This is a genomic window from Nocardia transvalensis, from assembly GCF_015477765.1.
GTDB lineage: Bacteria > Actinomycetota > Actinomycetes > Mycobacteriales > Mycobacteriaceae > Nocardia > Nocardia transvalensis_A.
In genome coordinates this window covers 172,176-195,238 of record NZ_JADLQQ010000005.1, presented here as the reverse complement: position 1 = coordinate 195,238, position 23,063 = coordinate 172,176, and the positions used below count along the sequence as shown (strand labels likewise).

Annotated in this window: 25 protein-coding genes; 14 read left to right on the top strand and 11 right to left on the bottom strand. The window is 67.8% G+C overall.

What is annotated here, in order from left to right:
- Positions 1-5 precede the first annotated feature (5 nt).
- On the bottom strand, positions 6-875 hold the full coding sequence (locus tag IU452_RS15975) for an alpha/beta fold hydrolase (RefSeq protein WP_195109853.1): 870 nt from the start codon (positions 873-875) through the stop codon (positions 6-8).
- A gap of 99 nt (positions 876-974) precedes the next feature.
- On the opposite strand from IU452_RS15975, the gene IU452_RS15970 reads away from it, so the two are divergent.
- The gene (locus IU452_RS15970; RefSeq protein ID WP_195109852.1) at positions 975-1,616 is read left to right on the top strand and encodes a class I SAM-dependent methyltransferase; all 642 of its coding nucleotides are present in this window, start codon (positions 975-977) and stop codon (positions 1,614-1,616) included.
- A 12-nt stretch (positions 1,617-1,628) separates the two neighbouring features.
- Here IU452_RS15970 and IU452_RS15965 read toward each other — a convergent pair whose 3' ends face one another.
- Positions 1,629-2,006 carry a four-helix bundle copper-binding protein gene (locus IU452_RS15965; protein ID WP_195109851.1) on the bottom strand — a complete coding sequence of 126 codons (378 nt, stop codon included), beginning with the start codon at positions 2,004-2,006 and terminating at the stop codon, positions 1,629-1,631.
- Positions 2,007-2,496: 490 nt separating this feature from the next.
- On the opposite strand from IU452_RS15965, the gene IU452_RS15960 reads away from it, so the two are divergent.
- The gene (locus IU452_RS15960) at positions 2,497-2,931 is read left to right on the top strand and encodes an alpha-isopropylmalate synthase regulatory domain-containing protein (protein ID WP_195109850.1); all 435 of its coding nucleotides are present in this window, start codon (positions 2,497-2,499) and stop codon (positions 2,929-2,931) included.
- A 475-nt stretch (positions 2,932-3,406) separates the two neighbouring features.
- Here IU452_RS15960 and trxA read toward each other — a convergent pair whose 3' ends face one another.
- From trxA to IU452_RS15945, 3 genes are all read right to left on the bottom strand, one after another.
- Positions 3,407-3,772, bottom strand: a complete 366-nt coding sequence (gene trxA, locus IU452_RS15955; protein ID WP_195109849.1) for a thioredoxin — start codon at positions 3,770-3,772, stop codon at positions 3,407-3,409.
- A gap of 177 nt (positions 3,773-3,949) precedes the next feature.
- Entirely contained in the window at positions 3,950-4,129 is a 180-nt protein-coding gene (locus IU452_RS15950; protein ID WP_195109848.1) for a DUF6374 family protein, read from the bottom strand.
- A 42-nt stretch (positions 4,130-4,171) separates the two neighbouring features.
- The gene (locus IU452_RS15945) at positions 4,172-4,690 is read right to left on the bottom strand and encodes a 2'-5' RNA ligase family protein (RefSeq protein WP_324192649.1); all 519 of its coding nucleotides are present in this window, start codon (positions 4,688-4,690) and stop codon (positions 4,172-4,174) included.
- Between the two features lie 90 nt (positions 4,691-4,780).
- Here IU452_RS15945 and IU452_RS15940 point away from each other — a divergent pair, with 90 nt between their 5' ends.
- From IU452_RS15940 to IU452_RS15925, 4 genes are all read left to right on the top strand, one after another.
- Positions 4,781-5,857, top strand: a complete 1,077-nt coding sequence (locus IU452_RS15940) for an isocitrate/isopropylmalate dehydrogenase family protein (protein WP_195109847.1) — start codon at positions 4,781-4,783, stop codon at positions 5,855-5,857.
- A gap of 149 nt (positions 5,858-6,006) precedes the next feature.
- On the top strand, positions 6,007-6,912 hold the full coding sequence (locus IU452_RS15935; protein WP_324192648.1) for an ABC transporter substrate-binding protein: 906 nt from the start codon (positions 6,007-6,009) through the stop codon (positions 6,910-6,912).
- Positions 6,913-6,917: 5 nt separating this feature from the next.
- Positions 6,918-7,835 (top strand): amino acid ABC transporter permease, encoded by a 918-nt coding sequence (locus tag IU452_RS15930; RefSeq protein ID WP_416382328.1) that lies wholly within the window; start codon positions 6,918-6,920, stop codon positions 7,833-7,835.
- Positions 7,832-8,641, top strand: coding sequence for an amino acid ABC transporter ATP-binding protein (locus tag IU452_RS15925; RefSeq protein ID WP_324192647.1), 810 nt, complete (start codon positions 7,832-7,834; stop codon positions 8,639-8,641). Before IU452_RS15930 ends, IU452_RS15925 begins: the two co-directional genes overlap by 4 nt.
- A 15-nt stretch (positions 8,642-8,656) precedes the next feature.
- Here IU452_RS15925 and IU452_RS15920 read toward each other — a convergent pair whose 3' ends face one another.
- Positions 8,657-9,589: a LysR family transcriptional regulator gene (locus IU452_RS15920; RefSeq protein ID WP_195109845.1), complete on the bottom strand. Its 933-nt coding sequence runs from the start codon at positions 9,587-9,589 to the stop codon at positions 8,657-8,659.
- 71 nt (positions 9,590-9,660) lie between these two features.
- Between IU452_RS15920 and IU452_RS15915 the strand changes: the two genes are divergently transcribed.
- The 6 genes from IU452_RS15915 (at position 9,661) to IU452_RS15890 (ending at position 15,304) form a co-directional block, all read left to right on the top strand.
- Positions 9,661-11,013 carry an FAD-binding oxidoreductase gene (locus IU452_RS15915; protein ID WP_195109844.1) on the top strand — a complete coding sequence of 451 codons (1,353 nt, stop codon included), beginning with the start codon at positions 9,661-9,663 and terminating at the stop codon, positions 11,011-11,013.
- A gap of 149 nt (positions 11,014-11,162) precedes the next feature.
- Positions 11,163-11,807 (top strand): hypothetical protein, encoded by a 645-nt coding sequence (locus IU452_RS15910; protein WP_195109843.1) that lies wholly within the window; start codon positions 11,163-11,165, stop codon positions 11,805-11,807.
- Between the two features lie 190 nt (positions 11,808-11,997).
- Positions 11,998-12,882, top strand: coding sequence for an SPFH domain-containing protein (locus IU452_RS15905; RefSeq protein ID WP_195109842.1), 885 nt, complete (start codon positions 11,998-12,000; stop codon positions 12,880-12,882).
- Entirely contained in the window at positions 12,882-13,103 is a 222-nt protein-coding gene (locus IU452_RS15900; RefSeq protein WP_195109841.1) for a hypothetical protein, read from the top strand. Before IU452_RS15905 ends, IU452_RS15900 begins: the two co-directional genes overlap by 1 nt.
- Before the next feature lie 98 nt (positions 13,104-13,201).
- Positions 13,202-13,924: a hypothetical protein gene (locus tag IU452_RS15895; protein WP_195109840.1), complete on the top strand. Its 723-nt coding sequence runs from the start codon at positions 13,202-13,204 to the stop codon at positions 13,922-13,924.
- 6 nt (positions 13,925-13,930) lie between these two features.
- On the top strand, positions 13,931-15,304 hold the full coding sequence (locus IU452_RS15890; RefSeq protein WP_195109839.1) for an MFS transporter: 1,374 nt from the start codon (positions 13,931-13,933) through the stop codon (positions 15,302-15,304).
- On the opposite strand, the gene IU452_RS15885 is transcribed toward IU452_RS15890, so the two are convergent.
- The 4 genes from IU452_RS15885 to IU452_RS15875 form a co-directional block, all read right to left on the bottom strand.
- Complete coding sequence (locus tag IU452_RS15885) at positions 15,272-15,766, bottom strand: hypothetical protein (RefSeq protein WP_195109838.1); 495 nt, start codon at positions 15,764-15,766, stop codon at positions 15,272-15,274. The two genes, IU452_RS15890 and IU452_RS15885, sit on opposite strands and share 33 nt — an antisense overlap.
- A 13-nt stretch (positions 15,767-15,779) precedes the next feature.
- Positions 15,780-16,997 (bottom strand): hypothetical protein, encoded by a 1,218-nt coding sequence (locus IU452_RS15880; RefSeq protein ID WP_195109837.1) that lies wholly within the window; start codon positions 16,995-16,997, stop codon positions 15,780-15,782.
- A gap of 55 nt (positions 16,998-17,052) precedes the next feature.
- Positions 17,053-17,187, bottom strand: a complete 135-nt coding sequence (locus IU452_RS38915; RefSeq protein WP_267467573.1) for a hypothetical protein — start codon at positions 17,185-17,187, stop codon at positions 17,053-17,055.
- A gap of 138 nt (positions 17,188-17,325) precedes the next feature.
- On the bottom strand, positions 17,326-18,204 hold the full coding sequence (locus IU452_RS15875) for a class I SAM-dependent methyltransferase (RefSeq protein ID WP_195109836.1): 879 nt from the start codon (positions 18,202-18,204) through the stop codon (positions 17,326-17,328).
- A 280-nt stretch (positions 18,205-18,484) separates the two neighbouring features.
- Here IU452_RS15875 and rpsA point away from each other — a divergent pair, with 280 nt between their 5' ends.
- Complete coding sequence (gene rpsA / locus IU452_RS15870; protein WP_195109835.1) at positions 18,485-19,945, top strand: 30S ribosomal protein S1; 1,461 nt, start codon at positions 18,485-18,487, stop codon at positions 19,943-19,945.
- An 85-nt stretch (positions 19,946-20,030) separates the two neighbouring features.
- Entirely contained in the window at positions 20,031-20,663 is a 633-nt protein-coding gene (locus IU452_RS15865) for a TetR/AcrR family transcriptional regulator (protein ID WP_195109834.1), read from the top strand.
- On the opposite strand, the gene IU452_RS15860 is transcribed toward IU452_RS15865, so the two are convergent.
- Positions 20,632-22,869, bottom strand: a complete 2,238-nt coding sequence (locus IU452_RS15860) for an MMPL family transporter (protein ID WP_228817933.1) — start codon at positions 22,867-22,869, stop codon at positions 20,632-20,634. The genes IU452_RS15865 and IU452_RS15860 overlap by 32 nt on opposite strands.
- Positions 22,870-23,063 lie beyond the last annotated feature (194 nt).

Sequence of the window (23,063 nt, the reverse complement as noted above, 5' to 3'; positions counted from 1 at the left end):
GCGCATCACTCGGTAGCGGCGAGGACCTCGCGCAGTGTGCGGGCGAAGGCTTCGGGCTGGCCCGCGTAGCCGAATTCGCCGTCCATGAAGCCGCCGTGGTGGCTCGGGAAGACGGTGGGTTTCCGGCCGAGCAGATCGGCGATGGCCGCGGAGGTGCGGCCGGTGAAGGTGTTGCCCGTCTCCTCCCCGACGGCGATCACGATGCGGGTCGGTGCGGCGGTGAGGGCGGCGATATCGGGGCGGTAGCCGCTGACCGGGAAGGACCGGTCCGACAGCAGCGGGTCGTCGCGGGAACCGTCGTCCTCGGTGGGCATTCCGAACTGCGCGGGATCGGGTGCGGGCTGGGCGAAGTACTCGTCGGTGTACTCGCCCTCCCAGGACGTCATGGCGATGAATGCGGCCATACCGGCGCCGAAGCCCTTGGCCTCGTAGGCATCCCGGAAACCGGCGCGGGCGCGTTCGGCGGCAGCGGCGTCGGGGAGCACCGAGATGAGCGGCGGTTCGTGCGCCACCAGCGTGGTCACGTCGCCGGGATGGGCGGTGACGAGGGCGAGGGCGACGATCGCGCCGCCGCTGCTGGCGAAGATCTCGACCGGACCGGCATCGATCGCCGCGATCAGGGCGTGCAGGTCGTCCGCCAGCACCGTCGGCGAGAAGTCGACCCGGCCGTCCTTGCGCGTGCTGCGGCCGAGGCCGCGCGGGTCGTAGGTGATCACGGTGCGATCGGGGAGTTGCGTGGTCAACGCGCGGAACCCGCTGGCGTCCATCGGGTGGCCGATCAGCAACAGCGGCGGCCGCCCGTCGGCGGTGGGCAGCGGGCCGTGCACGTCGTAGGCGAGATCGGCCTCGGGGGTCACGAGGGTATGGGTCGTCATACCGATCAGGACGCCCTCCGCGCCAGGAATTCATCGGTCCTCCGCTCGGTTCTGTGGGCATCGGCGGGGCACAAGGCATTTGCTGGCAGACTGGCTGCGATGAGTGCGCTGGACTGGGATCACAACGCCTACTACCACCGGCTGCTGCTGCGGCAGCTACCGCCGGCACCCCGGCGGGTTCTCGATGTCGGTTGTGGCGCCGGCGCTTTCGCGGTGAAACTGGCGCGATACGCCGGGCACGTCGATGCCGTCGACCGGTCGCCGGAGATGATCGACGCGGCCCGGCTGATCGCGCCGCCCACCGTCACCTGCACCCTCGCCGATGTGCTGGAGACACCGCTGCCCGAACGCGAGTACGACGCCATCCTCTCGGTGAGCGCCCTGCATCACATGCCGCTCGATCGCGCCCTACCGAAACTGGCCGATGCTCTCCGCCCGGGCGGGGTGCTGGCCGCGGTGGCGTTGCCGCGCACGGATCTGCCACGCGAACTCCCCGTCGAAGTCGCGGCGGCGGCCGGACATCGACTGTTCGGCGCGGTATTCCTCGCCCTGCGCAGATTCACCGACGGCCGCTGGCACGGCCTCGCACCAACCCATGAGGCGATGCCGGTATTCCTCGACCCGCCCCTGACCACCGACCAGGTGAGGCAGCAGGCCCGGCCTCTACTGCCGGGCGCACAGATCCGCAGACTGGTCTTCTGGCGCTACCTACTGGTGTGGCGCAAACCGGTTCTGCCGTAAGGACTGCTGGTATCAGCTGTGTAGCCACTCGTCGTCGTGTAGGAGGGCGCCCTCGGTGGCCTGGCGGATCTGGTCGGTGTAGAGGGTGCAGGCCGCGGCGGTGGCGCGGCAGACCGTGGCGCAGGCCGTTTCGCCGAGGCGGTCGCAGCGTTCGGCGGTGTCGGTGCACACGCGGATGGTCAGTTCGCACAGTGGGAGGTTCCATTCCGAGCGGCGGTCGAGTAGATCGCCGGTGAGCCGGCACAGGTCGGCACAGTCGGTGAGGGTTTGGATGTGGTGCGCGGTGGCGTGCTCGCCGCCCCGGTCGAGGGACTCCCGGATCTGATGGGTGCAGCGGCGGTGGCAGCCGAGTAGGTGATTGATCGCGTTCTGGGCGGTTGCGTCGGTCATCGCGGTCTCCCGGGTCTCGGGTCTTGCCCACGGTGGCTGGTACTGCTGAGAGTGGCACAAAACGGACACGAGTTCCGGTTTTCTACAGATTTGCCCAGATGTGGCGGCGTAGCTCTGAACAGGGGATATCCCCACTCTTGCTGATTTGCCTAGCAGGTCATCGGTCGTTCGCATGCCGTTTACGGACGATTGTGACGAAGTTACTCGTGGGTTACCGGGGAATATGGTTGCCTTCGGGGTGCGGAGTCCATATTCTCGTTCCCGTGCCGAAACCCGCCGCTAGCCACAGCGCCGCGCTGAATGTCGCCGACCGCGACCGCGCTGCGCTCCTTTCGCTGACCGCGATTGTGGCTATTGGTCGAATTCTCGTAGTACGCCGCCGTAGCGGGGTCTGATTCGGACCGGCCCCCTCGCTGCGGCCGTACAGATTGCTTGCGCTGGTCCCCTTTCTGTCACCAGAGACGACAAGGCTTCGGGAAGACCTAGTTCAATGACGATCACCATCGACACACACGCCTTCATCTCGGCCGCGCCCAAGGGTCTGCGGACCGAATGCGCCGGGCTGAGCCCTGCCGAGTTCTACGACCGCTACTGCGGCCCCACCGGTCCGGTCAAGCTCAGCGAGTGGGCACCGGCCGGCCAGCGCCACCCGTCCGCGACGTACACGGCGACGCTGGAGTTCGCCGGCCACCTGCGGACCGTGGTCGCCGCCGGCAGCCCCGTCGCGGCCCTGACCTCGGCCCTCTACGAGGAGGGCTATTCGGTCGAGATCCTGCAATTCCACCAGCGCCGCACCCCCGCCGGCACCGCCACCTTCGTCCAATGCGAATCCAACGGCCGCCGCGGCTGGGGCGCCGCCATCGCCAACGACGGCGCGGAGTCCACCGTCCGCGCCATGATCGCGGGCATCAACCAACTCGGCTGACCCCGCACCTCCGGCGCCAAGGCGCCTCCGGTGCGGGGATGCAGGGAGGCGCAGGCGCGGGCATGCAAAGAGGCGCAGGCGCGGGCATGCAAAGAGGCGCAGGTGCGGGGATGCAAAGAGGCGCGGGGCGTATGCAGGGCCGCGGGCGCGGGAATATATCGGGCGTGGACGCGGGGATCCGAGGGGGCGGGGACGTAAGAGGGTGCTGACGCCAGGGCGCCTCCGGCGCGGAGATGCAAGGGGGCGCAGGCGCGGAGATGCAAGGGGGCGCAGGCGCGGAGATGCAAGGGGGCGTGGCCGCGGGGACCTGAGGGGTGCGGGCTCTCCAGTGCCCAAGCACCGGGTGACCCTCTCTTGTGGCGCCCGGCCTCCCGCATCCCCGCACCGTAGGCGCCCTGGCGCCGGAGGTGCGGGGTCAATAGCAACGCCGCACCACGAAACATGATGCGGCGCTTCGTCGTTGGTTAGAGTCAGCTCAGCTCTGCTGCTGTTCGGCGAGCTGCTTGCGGACCTCGTCCATGTCGAGGGCCTTCACCTGGGAGACCAGGTCTTCCAGGGCGGCCGGGGGAAGGGCACCGGGCTGGGCGAAGACGAGCACGCCCTCCTTGAAAGCCATGATGGTCGGGATCGAGCGAATATTCGCCGCCGCGGCCAGGCCCTGCTGGGCCTCGGTGTCGACCTTCCCGTGCACGACGTCGGGGTGCTTCTCCGACGACGCCTCGAAGGTGGGCGCGAAGGACTTGCACGGGCCGCACCAATCGGCCCAGAAATCGACCAGCACGATGTCGTTACCGGTGACGATCTCGTCGAAGTTCTGCTCGGTCAGAGTCTGGGTGGCCATGGGATCCTCTCGTTGGTTGTGCTTCGGTGCAACGTCGCACACCTCGGTTATCTTCCGGTTCCGCGGGCGACCGGCACGCGCGCCGCTGATCGCCGTCCCATCGCCGGATACCCACCACCGTAGCCGTGTAAGCGCCAGGAGGCCCCGGTCAGGGGTGGTGCACTCCCGCAACGACCCCTATCCGCGTGAACGGTCCTCGACCAGCTCCACGAAGACCCGCGTCCCCTCGGTGATCTTGGCCGCCGCCTTCTCCAGTTGCTCGGGAGGCAGATACTTCCCGAAGGCCGCAGCATCGAGCAGTTGAGAACGCACCTGCTCCAGATTCATTTTCGCCCATTCGAGCCGACTCATCTTCATGCCCGGCAGCGTACATCGATTCGAACATAGTTTCGATACCGTTCAGGGCGAAATCGCCCACTCCACACGCCGGTCGCCGTCCCACCGCCGGATACCTTCGACCGTGGCCGGGAAGTCGCGATCGGCGGCCACAGCATGAATCGCCTCCCCCAGTTGCTGAGGCCGTAACCGCCGCGCCAGCGTCACATGCGGGGTCCAGGCGTCGGGCTGGATATTGGCCGGTACGCCCGGGCAGCGCGCGATCACCGAGAAGATCCGTCGCTGCAGGTCCAGCAGCGATTCCGTCGGCACTACCAGCCGGACCAGGATCGGATTGCGCGCCCCGAACACCACCAGCCCACCGAGCCGGACGGGCAGCGGCCGGAATTCCTGTGCGGCAAGGACACTGTCGAGTCGGGGCCAGATCTGACGAGCCACCGCGAGGGTGATGTGCGGCCGATGATCGGCGGCGGGGCTGTGCACACCCGCCTCGGCCAGCAGCCGCCACTGCCTGCGGATCTCCGCCTCGGCCGCCTCGTCCAACACCAATTCGACCGACTGCACCATGATCTTGGCAAACATACGCGGTCCCGGCCGCGTCCGTGCCGCGTTCCGTCGTCTCGCACCGAGCCCCGCGCATCCCCCGCGAACCGGACCGTCCAGGATAGGGGAGTGAACGAGAAGGTGCGGCTGGGTCTGATCGAGGGCGACGGAATCGGCCCCGAGGTGGTGCGCGCCGCCCGCGCGGTGGTCGACGACGCACTCGCCGCGGCCGGTGCCGACCCGATCGACTGGATACCGCTGGCGATGGGGCACACGGCCATCGCCGCACACGGTGACCCCCTACCGGAGTCCACGCTGGATGCGCTGGCCGACCTCGACGCCTGGATCCTCGGCCCGCACGACAACGTCTCCTACGCCCCCGAGCACCGCACGGGCACCCCGCCGGGCGGCGCGATCCGCAAGCGGTTCGGCCTGTACGCCAATATCCGCCCGGCCCGCGCATTCCCGGGTGTCCGGGCGACCGCGCCCGAGATGGATCTGGTGATCGTTCGCGAGAACAGCGAGGGCTTCTACGCCGACCGCAATATGGCCGCCGGATCCGGGGAGTTCCGGCCCACCGCGGACGTGGCGCTGTCGGTAGGGGTGGTGACACGCGCGGCCTGCGAGCGCATCGCCCACGAGGCGTGCCGGCTCGCCGCAACCCGCCGCAAGCGGCTGACGATCGTGCACAAGGCGAACGTGCTGCCCTTGACCATGGGCCTGTTCCGTGACGTGTGTTACGAGGTCGCCCGCGACTATCCGGGGCTGGCGGTCGACGACGAGCACGTCGACGCCGCCGCGGCCCATCTGGTGCGTGCCGCCGCCGATTACGACGTCCTGGTCACCGAGAACCTGTTCGGCGACATCCTCTCCGATCTCGCCGGTGAGCTGAGCGGTTCCCTCGGTCTGGCCGCCTCGCTGAACTGCTCGGCGACCCAGGCGATGGCACAGGCCGTGCACGGCGCCGCCCCCGCGCTGGCCGGGCACAACCGCGCGAATCCCGCGGCGGTGCAACTGTCGTCGGCGATGCTGCTGCGCTGGCTGGGATCTCGCCGCGCCGACGACGCATTCCGCCGCGCCGCCGATCGCATCGAGCGTGCGATCGGCGCGACGCTCGCGGCCGGAGTGGCAACGGCGGACCTGGGTGGTCTGGCGTCGACCACCGAGTTCACCGAACAGGTGTGCGCCCGGGTGACGCGGTGGTGATAGGGTGCCGAACTCGGCGTGTATGGGCCACGCGCCGACCCGGCGCGGATTAACCTTCGGTAACCGACCGGCACAGTCGGTCCGAATCGCCTAAATTTCGAACGGCGGGCGACGCCCGGATGTCGCCCACCCAAACATGGAGGGCTGCTGTGTCTGTTCGATCCGGCGCCCGCGGGTATGTCCTGCGGGCCGCGTGTGTCATTGCCGGTGGAGCGCTGGTGTTAGCGGGCTGTACCAAGAACACCGAGGACAATGCTCCTACGGTGGAGAAGGTCAAGGTCGAGAAGGTCGATTCGATCGCCGCGAAACTCCCGGAGAAGATCAAGCAGTCGGGCAAGTTGGTGGTCGCGGTCAACGTCCCCTATCAGCCCAATGAGTACAAGGACGCCGACGGCAGGATCGTCGGCTACGACGTCGATCTGATGGATGCGGTGGCCTCCGTGCTGGGCGTGCGGGCCGAGTATCAGGAATCGGGATTCGAGAAGATCATCCCCGGGGTCGACGCCGGCACCTACGACGTCGGCATGTCCTCGATGACTGACACGAAGGAGCGCGAGGGCGCTGCCGACTTCGTCAACTACTTCAGCGCCGGCATCCAGTGGGCTCAGCAGAAGGGCAAGCCGGTCGACCCGAACAACGCCTGCGGTAAGCGAGTCGCCGTGCAGCGCACCACCATCGAGGAGACCGAGGAGGTGCCCGCCAAGAGCAAGAAGTGCGAGGCGGAGGGAAAGCCCGCGATCAGCATCATGCCCTTCGACGAGCAGAGCGCCGCGGCGACGGCCCTGGTGCTCGGCCAGGTCGACGCCATGTCGGCGGACTCCCCGGTGACGGCGTACGCGATCAAACAGAACAAGGACAAGCTCGAGCCGGCCGGTCCGCTGTTCCAATCCCAGCCCTACGGTTGGCCGGTGAAGAAGGGCTCCCCGCTGGCGGCGGTGCTGCAGGAGGCCCTTCAGCACCTGATGGACTCCGGTGAGTACCGCAAGATCGCGGAGAACTGGGGTGTCGAGGAGGGGGCCATCACCAAGGCCACGATCAACGGTGCGGTGGGCTGACGGCGGTGAGTGAGCGAGATTCGGCCACCGACCCGGCGCCGATCAAGGCGGTGCCGCTGCGGCATCCGGGCCGGTGGATCGCCGCGGCGATCATTCTCGTACTGCTGGCGCTGTTCCTCTACGGTGCGGCCACCAACAAGGCCTACGGGTGGGACACCTATTGGAAGTACCTGTTCGACTCACGGATCGAATCCGGCGTCCTGGTGACCCTGGAACTCACCGTGCTGGCCATGGCCATCGGTGTCGCGCTGGGCGTGGTGCTGGCGGTGATGCGACTGTCGCCGAATCCGGTGCTGCGGTCGGTGGCCTGGGTGTACCTGTGGATCTTCCGCGGCACTCCCATTTTCGTGCAGTTGACCTTCTGGGGTCTGTTCCCCTCGCTGTACAAGGTCATCATTCTGGGCGTTCCCTTCGGCCCGCAGCTGGTGCAGCTGGATATCCAGAACCTCCGCAATTGGTTCCTGTTCGCGGTGATCGGCCTGGGTCTCAACGAGGCCGCCTACATGGCCGAGATCGTCCGCGCCGGAATCACTTCCGTGGGTGAGGGCCAGCGGGAGGCGTCGGTGGCGCTGGGGATGTCGTGGGGGCAGACGATGCGCCGCACGGTGCTGCCGCAGGCGATGCGGGTGATCATCCCGCCGACCGGCAACGAGCTGATCAGCATGCTGAAGACCACCTCGCTGGTGGCGGCGATCCCCTTGACCACCGACGTCTTCGGACGTGCCCGTGACATCTATGCGGTCAACCTGCAGCCGATTCCGCTGCTGCTGGTCGCCGCCACGTGGTACCTGGTGGTCACCAGTGTGCTGATGGTCGGGCAATATTATCTGGAGCGGTACTACTCCCGCGGCATGAGCCGGCAGCTGACCAGCAAGCAGCTGCGGGCACTGGCCGATGCCCAGGTCTCGGAGGTGGGCAAATGAGCACTGCGGCAAGTACTTCGGCCGCATCGACGGTCACCGACAGCACGACCCCGATGATCCGCGCCGATCAGGTGTGCAAGAACTTCGGTGCGCTCCAGGTGCTCAAGGGCATCTCGCTGGAGGTCGCGCGCGGGGAGGTGATGTGCCTGGTCGGCCCGTCCGGGTCGGGCAAGTCGACCTTCCTGCGCTGCATCAACCACCTGGAACAGGTCAACGCCGGCCGACTGTACGTGGACGGCGAACTGATCGGGTATCGCGAAAGGGGCGGCAAGCTCTACGAATTGAGCCCGAAGCAGGCCGCGGCCCAGCGCCGCGACATCGGCATGGTGTTCCAGCACTTCAACCTGTTCCCGCATCGCACCGCGATCGAGAACGTCATCGAGGCGCCCACCCAGGTGAAGAGGGTCCGCAAGCAGGACGCACTCGCCCGGGCCAAGGAGCTGCTGGACCGAGTCGGCTTGGCGGACAAGGCCGAAGCCTATCCGGCCCAGCTGTCCGGTGGCCAGCAGCAGCGGGTCGCCATTGCCCGCGCCCTGGCGATGGAGCCGAAGCTGATGCTGTTCGACGAGCCCACCTCCGCGCTGGACCCGGAGCTCGTCGGCGAGGTGCTGGGCGTGATGCGCGAGCTGGCCTCCTCCGGTATGACCATGGTCGTGGTCACTCACGAGATGGGGTTCGCCCGCGAGGTCGCCGATCAGCTGGTGTTCATGGACGGCGGCGTGGTGGTCGAGGCGGGCAACCCCCGCGAGCTACTGGCCAATCCGCAGCACGACCGCACCAAGACCTTCCTGTCGCGGATCCTCTGACGTGTCCCCTGCGCATCAGTCCTGCCCGCCGTAAGCCCCTCTCTGGGAGGGCTTTCGGCGGGCCAGGGCGATGCGGAGTTGGCCCAGGAGCACTTTCGCGGCGGGGGAGGTGAGTCGGTCGGTGCGCCAAGCGAAGGCGAGGCGGCCGTGGAGTTCCGGCTCGACGATGGGCAGGGTGCGGACGCCGAAGGCGGCGGCCTCGGCCGGGGTGAGGGCCGGGACCACGGCCGTGCCGAGGCCGCGGGCGGCCAGGCGCAGCAGCAGCGGGGGAGCGGCGGCCTCGAAGGCGACGTAGGGCTCGAAACCGGCTGCCGCGCAGCTGCGTTCGAGCAGGCCGCGGACGCCGGTGCCGCGGGTCAGGCAGATCAGCGGCCGGTCGCGCAACTCGGCCACCGCGATCTGCCCCCGCGGATCCGGGTTGTCGGCGGCGACCGCGGCGACGATCGGGATGTCGAGCATCACGTCGATGCCGATGTGGGGATCCAGGGGCCGACCGGTGAGGCCGATCAGCGCGATGTCGAGTTCGCCGCGGTTCAGGCCGTCCAGCATGGCGTCGGAACTTGCTTCGGTGAGGGTGATTTCGACCTGCGGATGGTCGTCGTGGAAGTCGGCCAGCACGGTGGCGATGTCGAATTCGCCGGTGGACACGCCGGATATGGTCCCGATCCGGATATGGCCGCGCAGCAGGCCGGTGAATTCGTCGACGGTCTCGCGCACCCGTTCGGCCGCCGCGAGTGCGGCCCGGGCATGGGGCAGCACCGCCGCACCGGCGGCCGTCGGAGTGACCGTGCGCCCCGAGCGGTCCAGCAGTGGTTGCCCCAGCTCGCGCTCCAACTGCCGGATCTGCGCCGACAGTCCTGGCTGGGCCAGATGCAGCCGTGCCGCCGCGCGGGTGAAGTTGGCCTCCTCGACCACGGTGACGAAGTACCGCAACTGCCGCAGCTCCATAACTATCAATTCTATCTAGTAGAAGATCTATCTGTTTTACTTCTGGTTCCGCCCGCGGAATCGTGAATGGCATGACGAACACCGACTTCCCCTCCGTCACCGGCCCCGTCTTCCGCCCCGGCGACGACGGTTACGACGCCGAGGTGGCCGGCTTCCAGACCGCCTACACGCACCGCCCGGCCCTGGTGGTCGGCGCCCGGCACGCCGAGGACGTTCGCGCCGCCGTGGAATACGCCGCGCGCCAGGGACTTCCGCTCGCGGTGCAGGCCACCGGTCACGGCCTGTCGGTGCCGGTCGAGGGCGGCGTGCTGATCAGCACGCGGCGTATGACCGAGGTGACGGTCGACCCGGCCGCGCGCACCGCGCGGGTGGCGGCCGGTGTCCAGGCCGGGGCGCTGATCGACGCGGCGGTCCCGCACGGCCTGGCGCCGCTGAACGGCTCCTCCCTGTCGGTCGGCATGGTCGGCTACCACCTCGGCGGCGGCCTCGGCATCCTGGCCCGCACCCTCGGCTACGCTGCCGACCACGTCCGGGCGATCGAATTGGTCACCGCCGACGGCCGGCTGCGCCGCCTGGAACCCGGTGACGACCTGTTCGGCGCGGTCCTCGGCAGCGGCGGCAACTTCGGGGTGGTCACCGCGCTGGAGATCGATCTGTTCCCGATCGCCTCGGTCTACGGCGGGCAACTGACCTTCGACACCGCGCTGGTGGAACCGGCGCTGGAGGCCTGGCGGTTGTGGACCCGCGACGTGCCCGAGGAGATGACCTCGGCCATCACCATCATGACCATGCCCGACGTCCCGGCGATCCCGGAACCGTTGCGCGGCCGCTACATCGCCACCGTCAATATCGCCTACACCGGGTCAGCCGAGGACGGTGAGCGCCTGGTCGAACCGCTGCGCAGCGTCGGGACCCGCCTGCGCGACGATCTGCGCGTCATGCCCTACTCCGAAACCCATGCCATCTACCGTGATCCGGACTTCCCGCACGCCTACACCGCGACCAACGCCCTGCTGTCCGACCTGACAGCCGATGCGGCACAAGCCTTCCTGGACACCACCGGCCCCGACGCACCGATCTCGGTGGTCGCCGGATTTCGTCACCTGGGCGGCGCGCTCCGCCGTCCCGGACCGTCCGGTGCCGCCATCGACCACCGCGAGGCCGAATACATCGCCCGCTTCATCACCCGGCCCGACACCGTCGGCACCGAGGTCCGCGACCACCACGACCTGATCCGAAAGACCCTGTCCCCCTGGACCATCGGCCACAACCTCAACTTCCTCTACGGTGCCGGCGACTGGGCCGACGAGGACCAGACCCGCGGCGGCTACACCGCCGACACCTACGCCCGCCTGTCCGCCCTCAAATCCACCTACGACCCGGCCAACCTGTTCCGTCACAACCGCAATATCCGCCCGCACTGACCCGGCGAAAAGCATGCCGGGTACTGGGGGGATGCCATGCCGGGTACCGGGGGTATGCCATGCCGGGTACTGGGGGTATGCCATGTCGGGTACTGGGGGTATGCCATGCCGGGCATCAGGGGTATTCCCGGCCGGGTAGCGTGAGCCCGGTGCCGATTACGTTCGATACCAGTGGCTTCCAGCAGGTTCGCGAGGATGCCTGGCAGCACCCGGACACCGGGGACATGCTCACCTCGAGTTACTACGATCTGGTCCCCGACCTACCCGCCCCGCTCGACGAGCTGACCACGTTGCGCCGACGATTGACCGAATCCCGTGCGGAGACAGGCGGATTGATCGAGGCGCACGTGGTCGGGTTCGGGGGGCTGCCCGCATTGCTGCGCTTGGAGAAATACCCGCTGCCCAATCAGTCGGCCGGACTGGTGTTCGCGGCCTCGTTCGTCGTGCCCCGCACCCAGTGCAGTGCCGCGCTGACGCTGCTGTGCCCCGAAGCCGGACCGACCGGGGTTCGCGAGGCAATTCTGGCCGACCGCATCGGATTAGAGCACATGTACCCGCCGCACCCCTATGCACCCGAGGTCACCGCGGCGCTGCCCTACAGCGCCGCCGACGACCCGCGGTGGGATGCGGAATTCCCCGACCATCCGCTCAGCCGCGCCCGCCGCTGGCTCACCCACACCTGCCGAACCGCCGGTGTGGACCCGCGTTTCGCCGCCCTGCCCGCGTTCACCGGCCCGCTGCCGAGCTTCCCGGATACCACACCGATCCCCGAAGTGCCGACCGGCGGGAGCTGATCCCGGCCAAAAGCACGCCGGGAACAAAGGAGGGAAGGGGCGCGCCGGGAACAAGGGAAGGAAGGGGCGCGCCGGGAACAAGGGAAGGAAGGACGCCGGGAACAAGGGACGGCGGTTCGCCGGATCGATATGGACGAACCGGACCGTCCGCGCTATCGTCGTGATATCACTTCGATATTGGGAGGATGTCATGGAGCTTCGTCCGGCCAGCCGGGTGAATGGGTTTGTCGTGGCTGCGGTCCTGCTCGTGCTGTTTCTCGCGGCGGTAGCGGGGGCCGTGCTCGGGTTCGTGGCCGTGGTGAACGGCGGCGGGGCGGGGCCGCTGGCGGGGGCGATCGTGGCCACGGTCCTGGCGCTGATCCTGCTCGTGTGCGCGACAGGGTTGACGGTGGTCAATCCCAATGAGGCCCAGGTGGTCCAGTTCTTCGGCCGCTACATCGGCTCGGTGAGCGAGCCAGGGTTCTTCTCGGTGGTCCCGCTGACCGACCGTCGGCCGATCTCGTTGCGGGTGCGCAACTTCGAGACGCAGCGACTGAAGGTCAACGATGCCGACGGCAGCCCGGTGGAGATCGCCGCCGTGGTCGTCTACCGGGTCGTCGACAGCTTCAAGGCCGCGTTCGCGGTCGACGACTACGAGGAGTACGTCGAGACGCAGTCCGAGGCCGCGGTCCGGCACCTGGCCACGACGCACCCCTACGATGCGCACGACCCGGACCGCACCAGCCTGCGCGACGGTGCCGAGGTCGCCGAGGAGCTGACCATCGAACTGCGCGAACGCACCTCGACGGCCGGCATCGACATCATCGAGGCCCGCATCACCCATCTCGCCTACGCTCCGGAGATCGCGCAGGCCATGCTGGTCCGCCAGCAGGCCGCGCAGATCGTGGCCGCGCGCACGCGAATCGTGGAGGGCGCGGTCGGCATGGTGGGCCTGGCCCTGGAACAACTCTCCCAGCAGGGGGTCGTCGAACTCGACGAGGAGCGTAAGGCCGCCATGGTGTCCAACCTGCTGGTCGTCCTCTGCGGCGACCGCGCGACCCAGCCCGTCGTCAACACCGGCTCGCTGTACGCCTGATGGTCAAGCGCGAGCCGAAGAGGGTACTGCTGCGGCTCGACCCGGCCGTCCACGAGGCGATCGCCAAGTGGGCGGCCGACGATCTGCGCAGCGTCAACGCCCAGATCGAGTACGCGCTGCGGCTGGCCCTGGAACAGGCCGGGCGGTCCCCGAAGGGCCGGGGCTCGGCGGGAGACGGCCTGGGACCGACCGGAGACGGCGTGGGGGCCGGAGCCGACTGACCACCCGTTTCGCCCGGAGATTATTACCGGACAGTCACGTGTTGGGCACAAAACATCTAAGGACGTGCGAAAATGTCACGAATCGGTAGCGTGGTCGCGTGCCAATCGCGTTCGAAACCAGAGGACTGCAGCAGTTCGATCAGAACAGGTGGGGTAACCCTGTCACCGGTGACGTCGTCACCTTGACCTATATCGATCTGGTACCCGACCTGCCGGCGCCGTTGGACGACCTGGACACGCTGCGCAGGCGGCTCACCGAACTGCAGGCCGAATTCGGCTGCCTCATCGAAGCGCACACCATCACCGTCGACGGCCAGCCGGCGCTGCTGCGGCTGGAGAAGTTCCCGCTGGCCGACCGGGCCGGGCTCGGATTCACGGCGGGCATCGTGGTCCCGAAGGCGAACTGCAGCGCGATTCTGAAGATCATGTGCCCCGAGACCGGGCGCTCGGGCGTGCGGGAGGCGGCCGTGGTGCCGAAGGTCGGCTTCCAGAACATGTTCCCGCCGCACCCGTATGCGCCGGAGATCAAGGGCAAGTTGCCCTACAACGTGGCCGATGACGCCCGCTGGGATCCGCAGTTCCCGGACCATCCGCTGACGCGGGCGCGCAGCTGGATCACCCACGTGAGCCGCACGGCGCGCATCGATCCGCGGTTCGCCGCACTGCCCGCATTCGGTGGGCCGGTGGCCGTGAGCGCGGGGAGCACCTCCACCGCCGCGGCGGAGACGACCGCGATCCCCACCGCCGCGTCGCGGGCCGAGACCGTGGCGATCCCCGCCAGTCCGGTCCGGGCGGAAACGATGCCGATCCGGCGGGCGTAGCGGTCGGTGCTGAGTATTCGGGGGATCCTGCTGATCCTCGCGTGCGCGTTCGTCCCGATGATGGATGCGTTCATCGCGGGAGTGGCACTGCCGGGCATCAGGCGCGACTTCGGCATCGAGCAGGGCTCGGCGCTGCTGAGCCTGGTGCTGGTCGGCTATCTGGCGGGATTCGGATCGTTGCTGATCGTGGGCGGACGCGTCGGCGACCGTTATGGACGCCGCCGGATTCTGTGGGCGGCGGTGTCCGGCTTCCTGATCGCCTCGGCGGCATGCGGAGCCGCGCCCACCTTCTGGGTGCTGGTCGCCGGCCGAATAGTGCAGGGCGCGACAGCGGGATTCGTGATGCCCCAGGTGCTGGGCTTGATCACCACCCATGCGGGGCAGCGCCGGGAGCGCGCGATCAGCTGGTACTCGTCGATGAGCGGGATCTCCGCATTGATCGGCCTCATCGGCGGCAGCGCCCTGCTCGATGTCATCGACGGCTCCGGCGCGTGGCGCTGGCTGTTCCTGGTGAATATTCCGCTCGGCATCGTCGCGTTGGCTCTGCTGCCGCGGTTGGTTCCGAGGACGGAACCGAATACCGGTCAATACGTGGATTGGCGCGGCGGGGCGCTGCTGTCGCTGACGGTACTCGGCTTTCTGCTGACGGCGTCGCTGGCGACGAGCCTCGGCCCGGCCGTGCTCGTCCTCGCCGCCGTCACCGTTCTCGCGGGCCGTGCCTGGGTGTTGCACCTGCGGCGGTGCGCGCGTACGAACACCGCCGCGGTCGTTCCGAAGGGCATGTTCGACAATCCGCACCTGCGTTGGGCTTTGGCCCTCATGCTGCCGTTCTTCGCCGGTGCCGGAGGCTTTCTGTATGCCCTGCCCCAAACGCTGCAGGAGGGGCTGGGACAGTCGCCCCTGCTCGCGGGTGTCGTGACGGCGCCGATGGCGCTCGGCTTCTTCGTCTCCTCTTTCGCCGTGCCGCGACTGCGTGATCGGCTGGGTATCACAACCATTGCGCTCGGTGCCGGGATCCAGGCCGCCGGTCTGGCCGCCATGGCCGGTGGCGTGACGACCTCCACGACCCCGCTGATGTGCCTGGCGTTGTTGCTGATCGGCATCGGTCAGGGAATCACCCTGGGCGCCATGAATGCCCACATGCTGTCACTGGTGCCCGCCGAACTCGCCGGGATGGGCGGCGGTGTCCTGCTCACCGCGCAGCAGGTCTCGATCGCGACGGGCACTGCCGTGCTGGGGACCGTCTTCGGGGTGCTCGTACAGTCGTCTGGCCACCGGACGGCGATGGCGACGGTACTCGGCGTTCAGATCCTGTTGGCGGGGTTGGTGATCGGTGCCGGCCTGCGGTCAGCGGCCGCCGTCCGCGTCGGCAGGCTGTAGCGACGAGATCGCGTCGAGGCCGTAGCCCATCTCGTCGCGCAGGAAGCGGACCATCGTCCACCAGCGCGCACCCTCGTCGTCGAACTGTCCGAAGCGCTTGCAGTACAGCGGAATCCACCGCAGCGACTGCTCGATCATCGTCTCGCGCGACGGTTGCCGATGACCGTAATCGTCGTAGGAGATCGAACGGTGGTGAATGAAATACCCACCGGGGAGCCGTTTTTCGCAGATGTCGGCGTACTCGCGCGTCTGCAGGATGAGGTAGTGCCACACCTCGTCGATCGCCTGCTCCACCGGCAGGAACAGCCCGCTGAGCTCGTCGCGATGAGCAGAGACGAGGGTCAGGTAGCGCACCGCTTCGCGAACCTGGATCCGCGCGGTCGGCTCGTCGACGTCGTTGTGCTGCCGCACATGGCGGACCGTCTCTTCGTAAAGCTCTCCGAGGATGTCCTGCTCTGTCATCCGTATGTCCCCTTCAGCGGACGAGCCAGGCGTATTTGCCGGACTTGCCGATCGGAATGTGAGTTCGATGGGTGACGGCCGTGCGCAGCCCGGTCAGATGCGATGTGGCTCCGGCCAGTTCGGCCGTGGCGGCCCCGACCAGCGGCGCGTCGTCGAATGTGGTGTAGGCCAGTTGCGCGCTCGTGCCGTCGACCCGCAGCTGGTAGACGAAGATCCGCGGGTCGATATCCGCTATGACGTCATCGAGTTCCGCCTGTGAGGTGATGGCGGCATCGGTGACGAGCAATTCCTTCTCCCGCCCGCAGAAGCGGGCGATCCGGCTCGGGTCGGCCGATCCGTCGTGCGTATGCACACAATCGCCGGTGTTGTACCGCAGCAGCGGCATATACGGATTGCGGATACTCGAGACGATCAGCTTGTGGATGCCGCGACTGCCGGTGATCGGCTGGAGCTCGACCTCCATATCACCGAGGTGCGGATGGTATGCGCCCTTCGTATCGCCGTAGTACAGGTATCCCAGCTCGGTGCTGCCGAACAGTTCGACGACCGGACAGCCCAGGCGTTCGACGAGGAAGCGCCGGACATTGCGGGGCGTGAACTCGTATCCGTGAATCGCGCTGACGGGGTGCGGGAAACGGGAACCGGCCGCGCGCAGCAGGTAGGCGGCGTGGTAGGACGAACAGTCGAGATGGTATCGGCCCTCGCCTCTTTCGTGGCGCACGGTCTCGATCTCCGCGAGCATCCGATCGAGGGCCGCCGCCGACCAGAGCGCGGGATCCAGCTCCTGATTGACGTAGAAGGTCCGGTCGTCGAGCCAGCGTCGCGCGATATCGGAGGGCGCCCCGCCCTTGGACTCGTTGACCCGCGCCACATGGTCGGTCGCCAATCGGGTGGTGACCGAGATACGGGGGACACCCGCGGCGAAGGTGTCGCCGATCTCGGGATGGTCCCGCCACACCGCATAGTAGGTCCGCAGCAGAAACAGCGGCGGCCGAATCAGCTGCATCCGGGCATGATTCGTGCCGGTGGACCAGACGTACTGTGCCGCACCCGACTCCAGGGCGGCGCGCACCCGCGGCGTCATGAACGAGTCGGGGAAGGACTCCGCCAGATCGGCCTTCGTGATGATCGGAAACGAATTCGAGGCCGCGTTGTCCCGGTAGAACGGAATCTCTCGCGTTGCTTCGACGAATGCAGGGGGGAGCGATCGTGTATCGGGAGTCTCGGTCATGATGTCGGGCGGTCGGAGCCGGGCCGAGCGGGTCGGCCCGGCTCACGCGTTGCGACTAGGAAATGCACCCGGCCTTCGAAATGCAACCCGCCTTGGAAATGCAGCCGTCCTTGGCGGTGGATGCCGAATTCGCGGCCACCCACTTCTCCCAGTTCGCATCCTGGGCCAGGGTCTTGATCAGGTCGTTCATTGGAGGATCCTCCGATCGAAGCGAATCTGCCTGCGGCAACAGGGTAAAGTAAAGCAATGGTAAAAGTTGGGCGATGTGACCGGAGTCACCTATTTCAAGATCTATTCCTAGGTGGAATCACCGCATGTCGCCCGGGTGCTACCGCGCCGCGGGCCGCTCGGTGACGAATATCGCCGTGCCGGGGAAGATTTCGCCGCGCAGCGGGCTCCACTGCCCCCATTCGCGGTCGAGCCATTCCGGCCAGTCCGGCTCGATGATGTCGAGAAGGGTGAGCCCGGCGGCGACGATCTCCCGGACTCGATCGCCGATGGTGCGGTGGTGCTCGACGTAGGTGGGCTGGCCGTCGGCGTCGACCTCGATATAAGGCGTGCGGTCGAAATAGGAAATGGCGGCACGCAGCCCCTCCGGGCCCGGGTCGTCGGGGAAGACCCAGCGCATGGGGTGGTTCACCGAGAACACCCAGCGGCCGCCCGGGCGCAGGACGCGCGCCACCTCCCGCATCACCTGGGCCGAATCGGCGACGAAGGGCACCGCGCCGAAGGCCGAGCAGGCCAGATCGAACGATTCGTCCGCGAAGGGCAGCGCCTCGGCCCCGGCCTGCACCAGCGGCACCCGCGGACCGCCGCGTGCCATCGCGGCCGTCCCGCGCTCGAGCATCGCCTTCGACAGATCCAGGCCGACCGGATGCGCGCCGTGTGCTGCCAGCCAACGCGAGCAGGGGGCCGAGCCGCAGCCGATTTCCAGGACGCGTTTGCCGGTGATGTCGCCGAGCAGGTGCCAATCGCCCTCGTGCAGGCCCTCCGGACACCAGATGAATTCGCCGGTCGGGGAGTCGACACCCAGAAAATCCGCGTGCGTGTCGTGATATTGCTCCGCATCGGCGTCCCACCACCGCCGGCTCGCCCGCTGACTGGCCGCCGAACCGATCTTCGCGCGGGCCACCCCGGCGGTGCCGAGCAGGGTGTTCGCCTGCACGTGGCGATCGTCTTCCAACACGGCGGGATGATCTTCGGGCATCATGTAAGGGTATCTACTTGCCCAGGGGGACCCGTGTTTGCTTGCCGCAACTCGCGTCGCGTACGCTGATCCCCGCGAGTGTCTTCAGTACTTGCATACCGGGGGTATGTCGAGACTGGGGCCGCGCGTGCTGTGAGGCCACATGCAAGAGTGCAGCGTTGTGTATGCAGCAGCGATGTGCTGTGCATGTCCAACGTAGTCCCCTGGCTGTGATTTCACGGCAAAACCGAAAGTACCAATGTCCACTACCGACCACAATCCGTCCGGAGCAACCCAACATATGCCCACCACGACCACCTCGCCGCAGGTTGCCGTCAATGACATCGGCACCGCCGAGGATTTCCTCGCCGCCATCGACAAGACGATCAAGTACTTCAACGACGGAGACATCGTCGAAGGCACCATCGTCAAGGTCGATCGGGACGAGGTCCTGCTCGACATCGGCTACAAGACCGAAGGTGTCATCCCTTCCCGCGAGCTCTCCATCAAGCACGATGTCGACCCCGCCGAGGTCGTTTCCGTGGGCGATGAGGTCGAGGCTCTGGTCCTCACCAAGGAGGACAAGGAAGGCCGCCTGATCCTGTCGAAGAAGCGCGCGCAGTACGAGCGGGCGTGGGGCACGATCGAGGAGCTCAAGGAGAAGGACGAGGCCGTCAAGGGCACCGTCATCGAGGTCGTCAAGGGCGGTCTGATCCTGGACATCGGCCTGCGTGGCTTCCTCCCCGCGTCGCTGGTGGAGATGCGCCGCGTCCGCGATCTGCAGCCGTATGTCGGCAAGGAGATCGAGGCCAAGATCATCGAGCTGGACAAGAACCGCAACAACGTCGTTCTGTCCCGCCGCGCATGGCTCGAGCAGACCCAGTCCGAGGTCCGCAGCGAGTTCCTGCACCAGCTGCAGAAGGGCCAGGTCCGCAAGGGCGTCGTGTCCTCGATCGTCAACTTCGGTGCGTTCGTCGATCTCGGCGGCGTCGACGGTCTGGTGCACGTCTCCGAGCTGTCCTGGAAGCACATCGACCACCCGTCCGAGGTCGTCGAGGTCGGCATGGAGGTCACCGTCGAGGTTCTCGACGTCGACCTGGACCGCGAGCGGGTCTCGCTGTCGCTCAAGGCGACCCAGGAAGATCCGTGGCGTCAGTTCGCCCGCACCCACGCCATCGGCCAGATCGTGCCGGGCAAGGTCACCAAGCTGGTTCCGTTCGGTGCCTTCGTGCGCGTCGAGGAGGGCATCGAGGGCCTGGTGCACATCTCCGAGCTGGCCGAGCGCCACGTCGAGGTGCCGGATCAGGTCGTGCAGGTCGGCGACGACGCGATGGTCAAGGTCATCGACATCGACCTGGAGCGTCGCCGGATCTCGCTGTCGCTGAAGCAGGCCAACGAGGACTACCACGCCGAGTTCGACCCGTCGAAGTACGGCATGGCCGACAGCTACGACGAGCAGGGCAACTACATCTTCCCCGAGGGCTTCGACCCCGAGACCAACGAATGGCTCGAGGGCTACGAGAAGCAGCGCGAGGAGTGGGAGTCCCGCTACGCCGAGGCGGAGCGTCGCCACAAGATGCACACCGCCCAGATGGAGAAGATGGCCGCCGACGCCGCCGCCGAGGCCGCGAACGGCGCCCCGTCCAACTACTCCTCCGAGAGCGGCGAGCGGTCGTCCGCGCAGGCGGAGCCGGCCGGTGGTTCGCTGGCCAGCGACGCGCAGCTCGCCGCGCTGCGCGAGAAGCTCTCCGGCAACGCGTAACCCGCTGAGCTGAGCGCGAAGGCCCCGGTCCTCGGACCGGGGCCTTCGCCGTATTTCCTCGTTATCCCGGTATTCTCGTCCTGACATGTCCGAACCCGCCGCCGACTCCTTCCCCACCCTGTGGGAGCGCCGAAAATTCGAGGCGATGGCCCGCATCCAGCAGGTTGCGCTGGATCTGTTCGACGAGCACGGCTACCGCGAGGTGACCGTGGAGCGGGTGGCGGCCGCGGCCGGGGTCTCGCCCAGTTCCGTCTACCGCTACTTCGGGACCAAGGAGATGCTGGTCCTCTACGACGAGGCCGACCCGAAGCTGCTCGATGTGCTGCGCACCGCGGGCGGGGGCGAGCCGCTGGAGATGTCCGAGCTGATCGCAATCGCGCGGTCGCTGGTGCCGACGGTGGTCGAAGCGCTGGTCACCGGCGAGGCGGAGAGCCGGATGCGGCAGAGCCTGCAGTACATCCACACCATTTCCGAGGTGCGCGACGGGCAGATGCGGCAGATGCGGGAGATGGAGGACCAGTTCCGGATCCTGTTCGCCGACCGTTCCGGACGCGACCCCAACGATCTGAAGGTGCGGATGGCCGCCGCCACGGCGATCTGGGGTGGGGCTGCGGCGCTGGACCATTGGGCCGGTACCGGTTTCGCCCGTCGGTTGCGCGAGGTGTATTACGAGGCCGTCGGCTCGATCATCGACGCCATCGAGCAGATATTCCGGTGACCGCGCGCGGAATCCGCGGCAGCCACCAATTCCAGCGGCCGAACAACCGCATGAACGCGGGCACGAGGACCAGCCGCACGATCAGCGCATCGATGGCGATGGCCACCGCGAGCGCGAACCCGATCTGCTTGAGCTCCAGCACATCCGCGGTCACGAAGCTGGCGAACACCGCCACCATGATGGCCGCCGCGGCGGTGATGGGGCGGGCGGTGCGCTGCAACCCCTCCGCGACGGCGGCGGCATTGTCTCCGGTGCGGTCCCAGGTTTCCTTCATGCGGCGGATGAGGAAGACCTCGTAGTCCATCGAGAGGCCGAACAGGACCGCGAATACCAGCATGGGCAGGTAGACCTGCAGGAACCCGGTGCTGTGGAAGCCCAGTACCGACTCGCCGAAGCCGTATTGGAAGACCCCGACCGTGGCGCCCAGGGCGGCCCCGGTGGCGAGCAGATTGAGCGCGATCGCCTTGACCGCCAGCACGATACTGCGGAACGTGATGATCAGGAAGATCAGCGAGGCGGTCAGCACCAGGGCGATCACCCAGGGCAGACGGGAGGTGATCAGCCGGGACACATCCGCGAAAACCGCCGACGGACCGCCCACTCGAATCTCGGCCGCATCGATACTCGTTGCGCGCGAACGGATATCGGTCGTCAGATCGGCAACGGCACTGGAGTCGAACGAATCCCGGGGCACGACCGCGGCCAGGAGTCGCCCGTCGGCCTGTTGCGGAAGGACCCTCGCGACGCGCGGATCCTCGGACAGACCGGTAACGAACCGGCTCGCCTCGGCGCGGGCCGCACTCGACAGCGGGGAATCGTCGGGGCCGGTGGCGACCACCTCGATCGGCGCGAGCAGCCCGGGCCCGAAGTTCTCCTGAACGAGACGGGTGGCCTGCCCGGTGGGCCGATCGGCGAGCGAGCCCAGCCCCATATCGATGCCGTACCGCAGACCGGTGAGCGGCAACGCCGCGGCGGCCAACGCCGCGACGCCGAGCACACCGAAGAGGACGGGCCGCGCCATGACGGTGTGCGCCCAGCGTGCCCAGGCGCTCGACGCCGTCTCCGACCGCGCCTCGGCCGGACGCAGCCGCGCCGGGAGGGCACCCCGGTTGATCGCGGGCCCCACCGCCGCCAGCATCGCAGGGAGCAGGGTGAAGGCCGCGGTGAGGGTCGCGACGACCGCCGCGAGGACGCCGACGACGACACCGTCGAGCATCGGCATTCCGACGACGGCCAGTGAGCTCAGCGAGATCATGACGATGAGCCCGGAGGCCAGAATCGTCCGGCCGGTCGTATCCAGTGCGACACCGACCGCCTGCTCGATCCGGCCGCGGTCGCGGCGGTCGCGCACACCGCGGCGGGTCAGCTCCTCGTTGAATCGGCTGACGATGAACATCGCATAGTCGATCGCGGTGCCGGTGGCGATCATGGTCGCGACCGACAGCACCAGCGAGTCGAAGGCCAGAAAGGTGGTGAGGCCGAACAGAACTCCGACGCCCACCGCGACTCCGGCCGCGGTCACCGTGATCGGGATCGAGGCCGCCACGACGGCGCCGAGGGCCAGGACGAGGAACAGCGCCGCCACCGGCAGGCCGATGGCCTCGGCGCGGGTCAGGTCGGTGGTCTCGGTCTGCATCAGATCGGCTTCCACCGGGGAATAGCCGGTGACCGTCACACGCACGTCGTCGTCGGAGACGGCGGCGAGGGCCGATTGCAGTCGGGTAGCGACCTCGGCCCGTTCCGACAGGCTGCCGTCGACACCGACGAGGCCGAATGCGGTATGCCGGTCCGCGGAGATCTGAGCCTGCGCATTGCCCTGGAACGGCCCGATCGCCCCGGCCACTCCGGCGACATCACGCACCGCCGCGATCGACCGATCGATCGCGGCGCGGAACTCCGGCGCGTCGGCGGTGTGGCGGTCGGAATGGAAGACGATCAGATCCTGCTCCACGCCGAATTGCGTGAAATGTTGTGCGACAAGGCGATCGACCTCGCTGGATTCCGAACCCGGCACCGTGTAGTCGGGGGCGCCGAGGCGGGCGTGCAGGGCGGGATAGGTCGCACCGCACACCACGACCAGCAGCAGCCACACACCGAGGACGATGCGGCGGTGGCGTGCCATGAGCACAGCCCAGCGTCCGACGACGCGCAACCGAGGTGCCGGCTCGCGAACATCCGGTGTGTCGAGCACGGCCGGTTCGATCATCGCGCCTCCCGAAGGAATATACCTGAAAGTGACTGTCAGGTATCTGGGGGCAGCCTAACGGCCTGCCGGCCTACCTGCAAGTGACTGTCAAAATCCGGATGCGACGGCCCGGCGGGTGATGCGAGGGCTTCTCGGGTAGCCTCATCGGCGAACTTGAAACTGTGTTATTCCACAATCTGGCGGAAGGTTCGAGC

Excerpts from the sequence above, each read along its gene's own strand:
- IU452_RS15975 (WP_195109853.1), bottom strand. The coding sequence starts at position 875 with ATGACGACCCATACCCTCGTGACCCCCGAGGCCGATCTCGCCTACGAC.
- IU452_RS15970 (WP_195109852.1), top strand. The coding sequence starts at position 975 with ATGAGTGCGCTGGACTGGGATCACAACGCCTACTACCACCGGCTGCTG.
- IU452_RS15965 (WP_195109851.1), bottom strand. The coding sequence starts at position 2,006 with ATGACCGACGCAACCGCCCAGAACGCGATCAATCACCTACTCGGCTGC.
- IU452_RS15960 (WP_195109850.1), top strand. The coding sequence starts at position 2,497 with ATGACGATCACCATCGACACACACGCCTTCATCTCGGCCGCGCCCAAG.
- trxA (WP_195109849.1), bottom strand. The coding sequence starts at position 3,772 with ATGGCCACCCAGACTCTGACCGAGCAGAACTTCGACGAGATCGTCACC.
- IU452_RS15950 (WP_195109848.1), bottom strand. The coding sequence starts at position 4,129 with ATGAAGATGAGTCGGCTCGAATGGGCGAAAATGAATCTGGAGCAGGTG.
- IU452_RS15945 (WP_324192649.1), bottom strand. The coding sequence starts at position 4,690 with ATGTTTGCCAAGATCATGGTGCAGTCGGTCGAATTGGTGTTGGACGAG.
- IU452_RS15925 (WP_324192647.1), top strand. The coding sequence starts at position 7,832 with ATGAGCACTGCGGCAAGTACTTCGGCCGCATCGACGGTCACCGACAGC.
- IU452_RS15920 (WP_195109845.1), bottom strand. The coding sequence starts at position 9,589 with ATGGAGCTGCGGCAGTTGCGGTACTTCGTCACCGTGGTCGAGGAGGCC.
- IU452_RS15915 (WP_195109844.1), top strand. The coding sequence starts at position 9,661 with ATGACGAACACCGACTTCCCCTCCGTCACCGGCCCCGTCTTCCGCCCC.
- IU452_RS15905 (WP_195109842.1), top strand. The coding sequence starts at position 11,998 with ATGGAGCTTCGTCCGGCCAGCCGGGTGAATGGGTTTGTCGTGGCTGCG.
- IU452_RS15900 (WP_195109841.1), top strand. The coding sequence starts at position 12,882 with ATGGTCAAGCGCGAGCCGAAGAGGGTACTGCTGCGGCTCGACCCGGCC.
- IU452_RS15885 (WP_195109838.1), bottom strand. The coding sequence starts at position 15,766 with ATGACAGAGCAGGACATCCTCGGAGAGCTTTACGAAGAGACGGTCCGC.
- IU452_RS15880 (WP_195109837.1), bottom strand. The coding sequence starts at position 16,997 with ATGACCGAGACTCCCGATACACGATCGCTCCCCCCTGCATTCGTCGAA.
- IU452_RS38915 (WP_267467573.1), bottom strand. The coding sequence starts at position 17,187 with ATGAACGACCTGATCAAGACCCTGGCCCAGGATGCGAACTGGGAGAAG.
- IU452_RS15875 (WP_195109836.1), bottom strand. The coding sequence starts at position 18,204 with ATGCCCGAAGATCATCCCGCCGTGTTGGAAGACGATCGCCACGTGCAG.
- rpsA (WP_195109835.1), top strand. The coding sequence starts at position 18,485 with ATGCCCACCACGACCACCTCGCCGCAGGTTGCCGTCAATGACATCGGC.
- IU452_RS15865 (WP_195109834.1), top strand. The coding sequence starts at position 20,031 with ATGTCCGAACCCGCCGCCGACTCCTTCCCCACCCTGTGGGAGCGCCGA.
- IU452_RS15860 (WP_228817933.1), bottom strand. The coding sequence starts at position 22,869 with ATGATCGAACCGGCCGTGCTCGACACACCGGATGTTCGCGAGCCGGCA.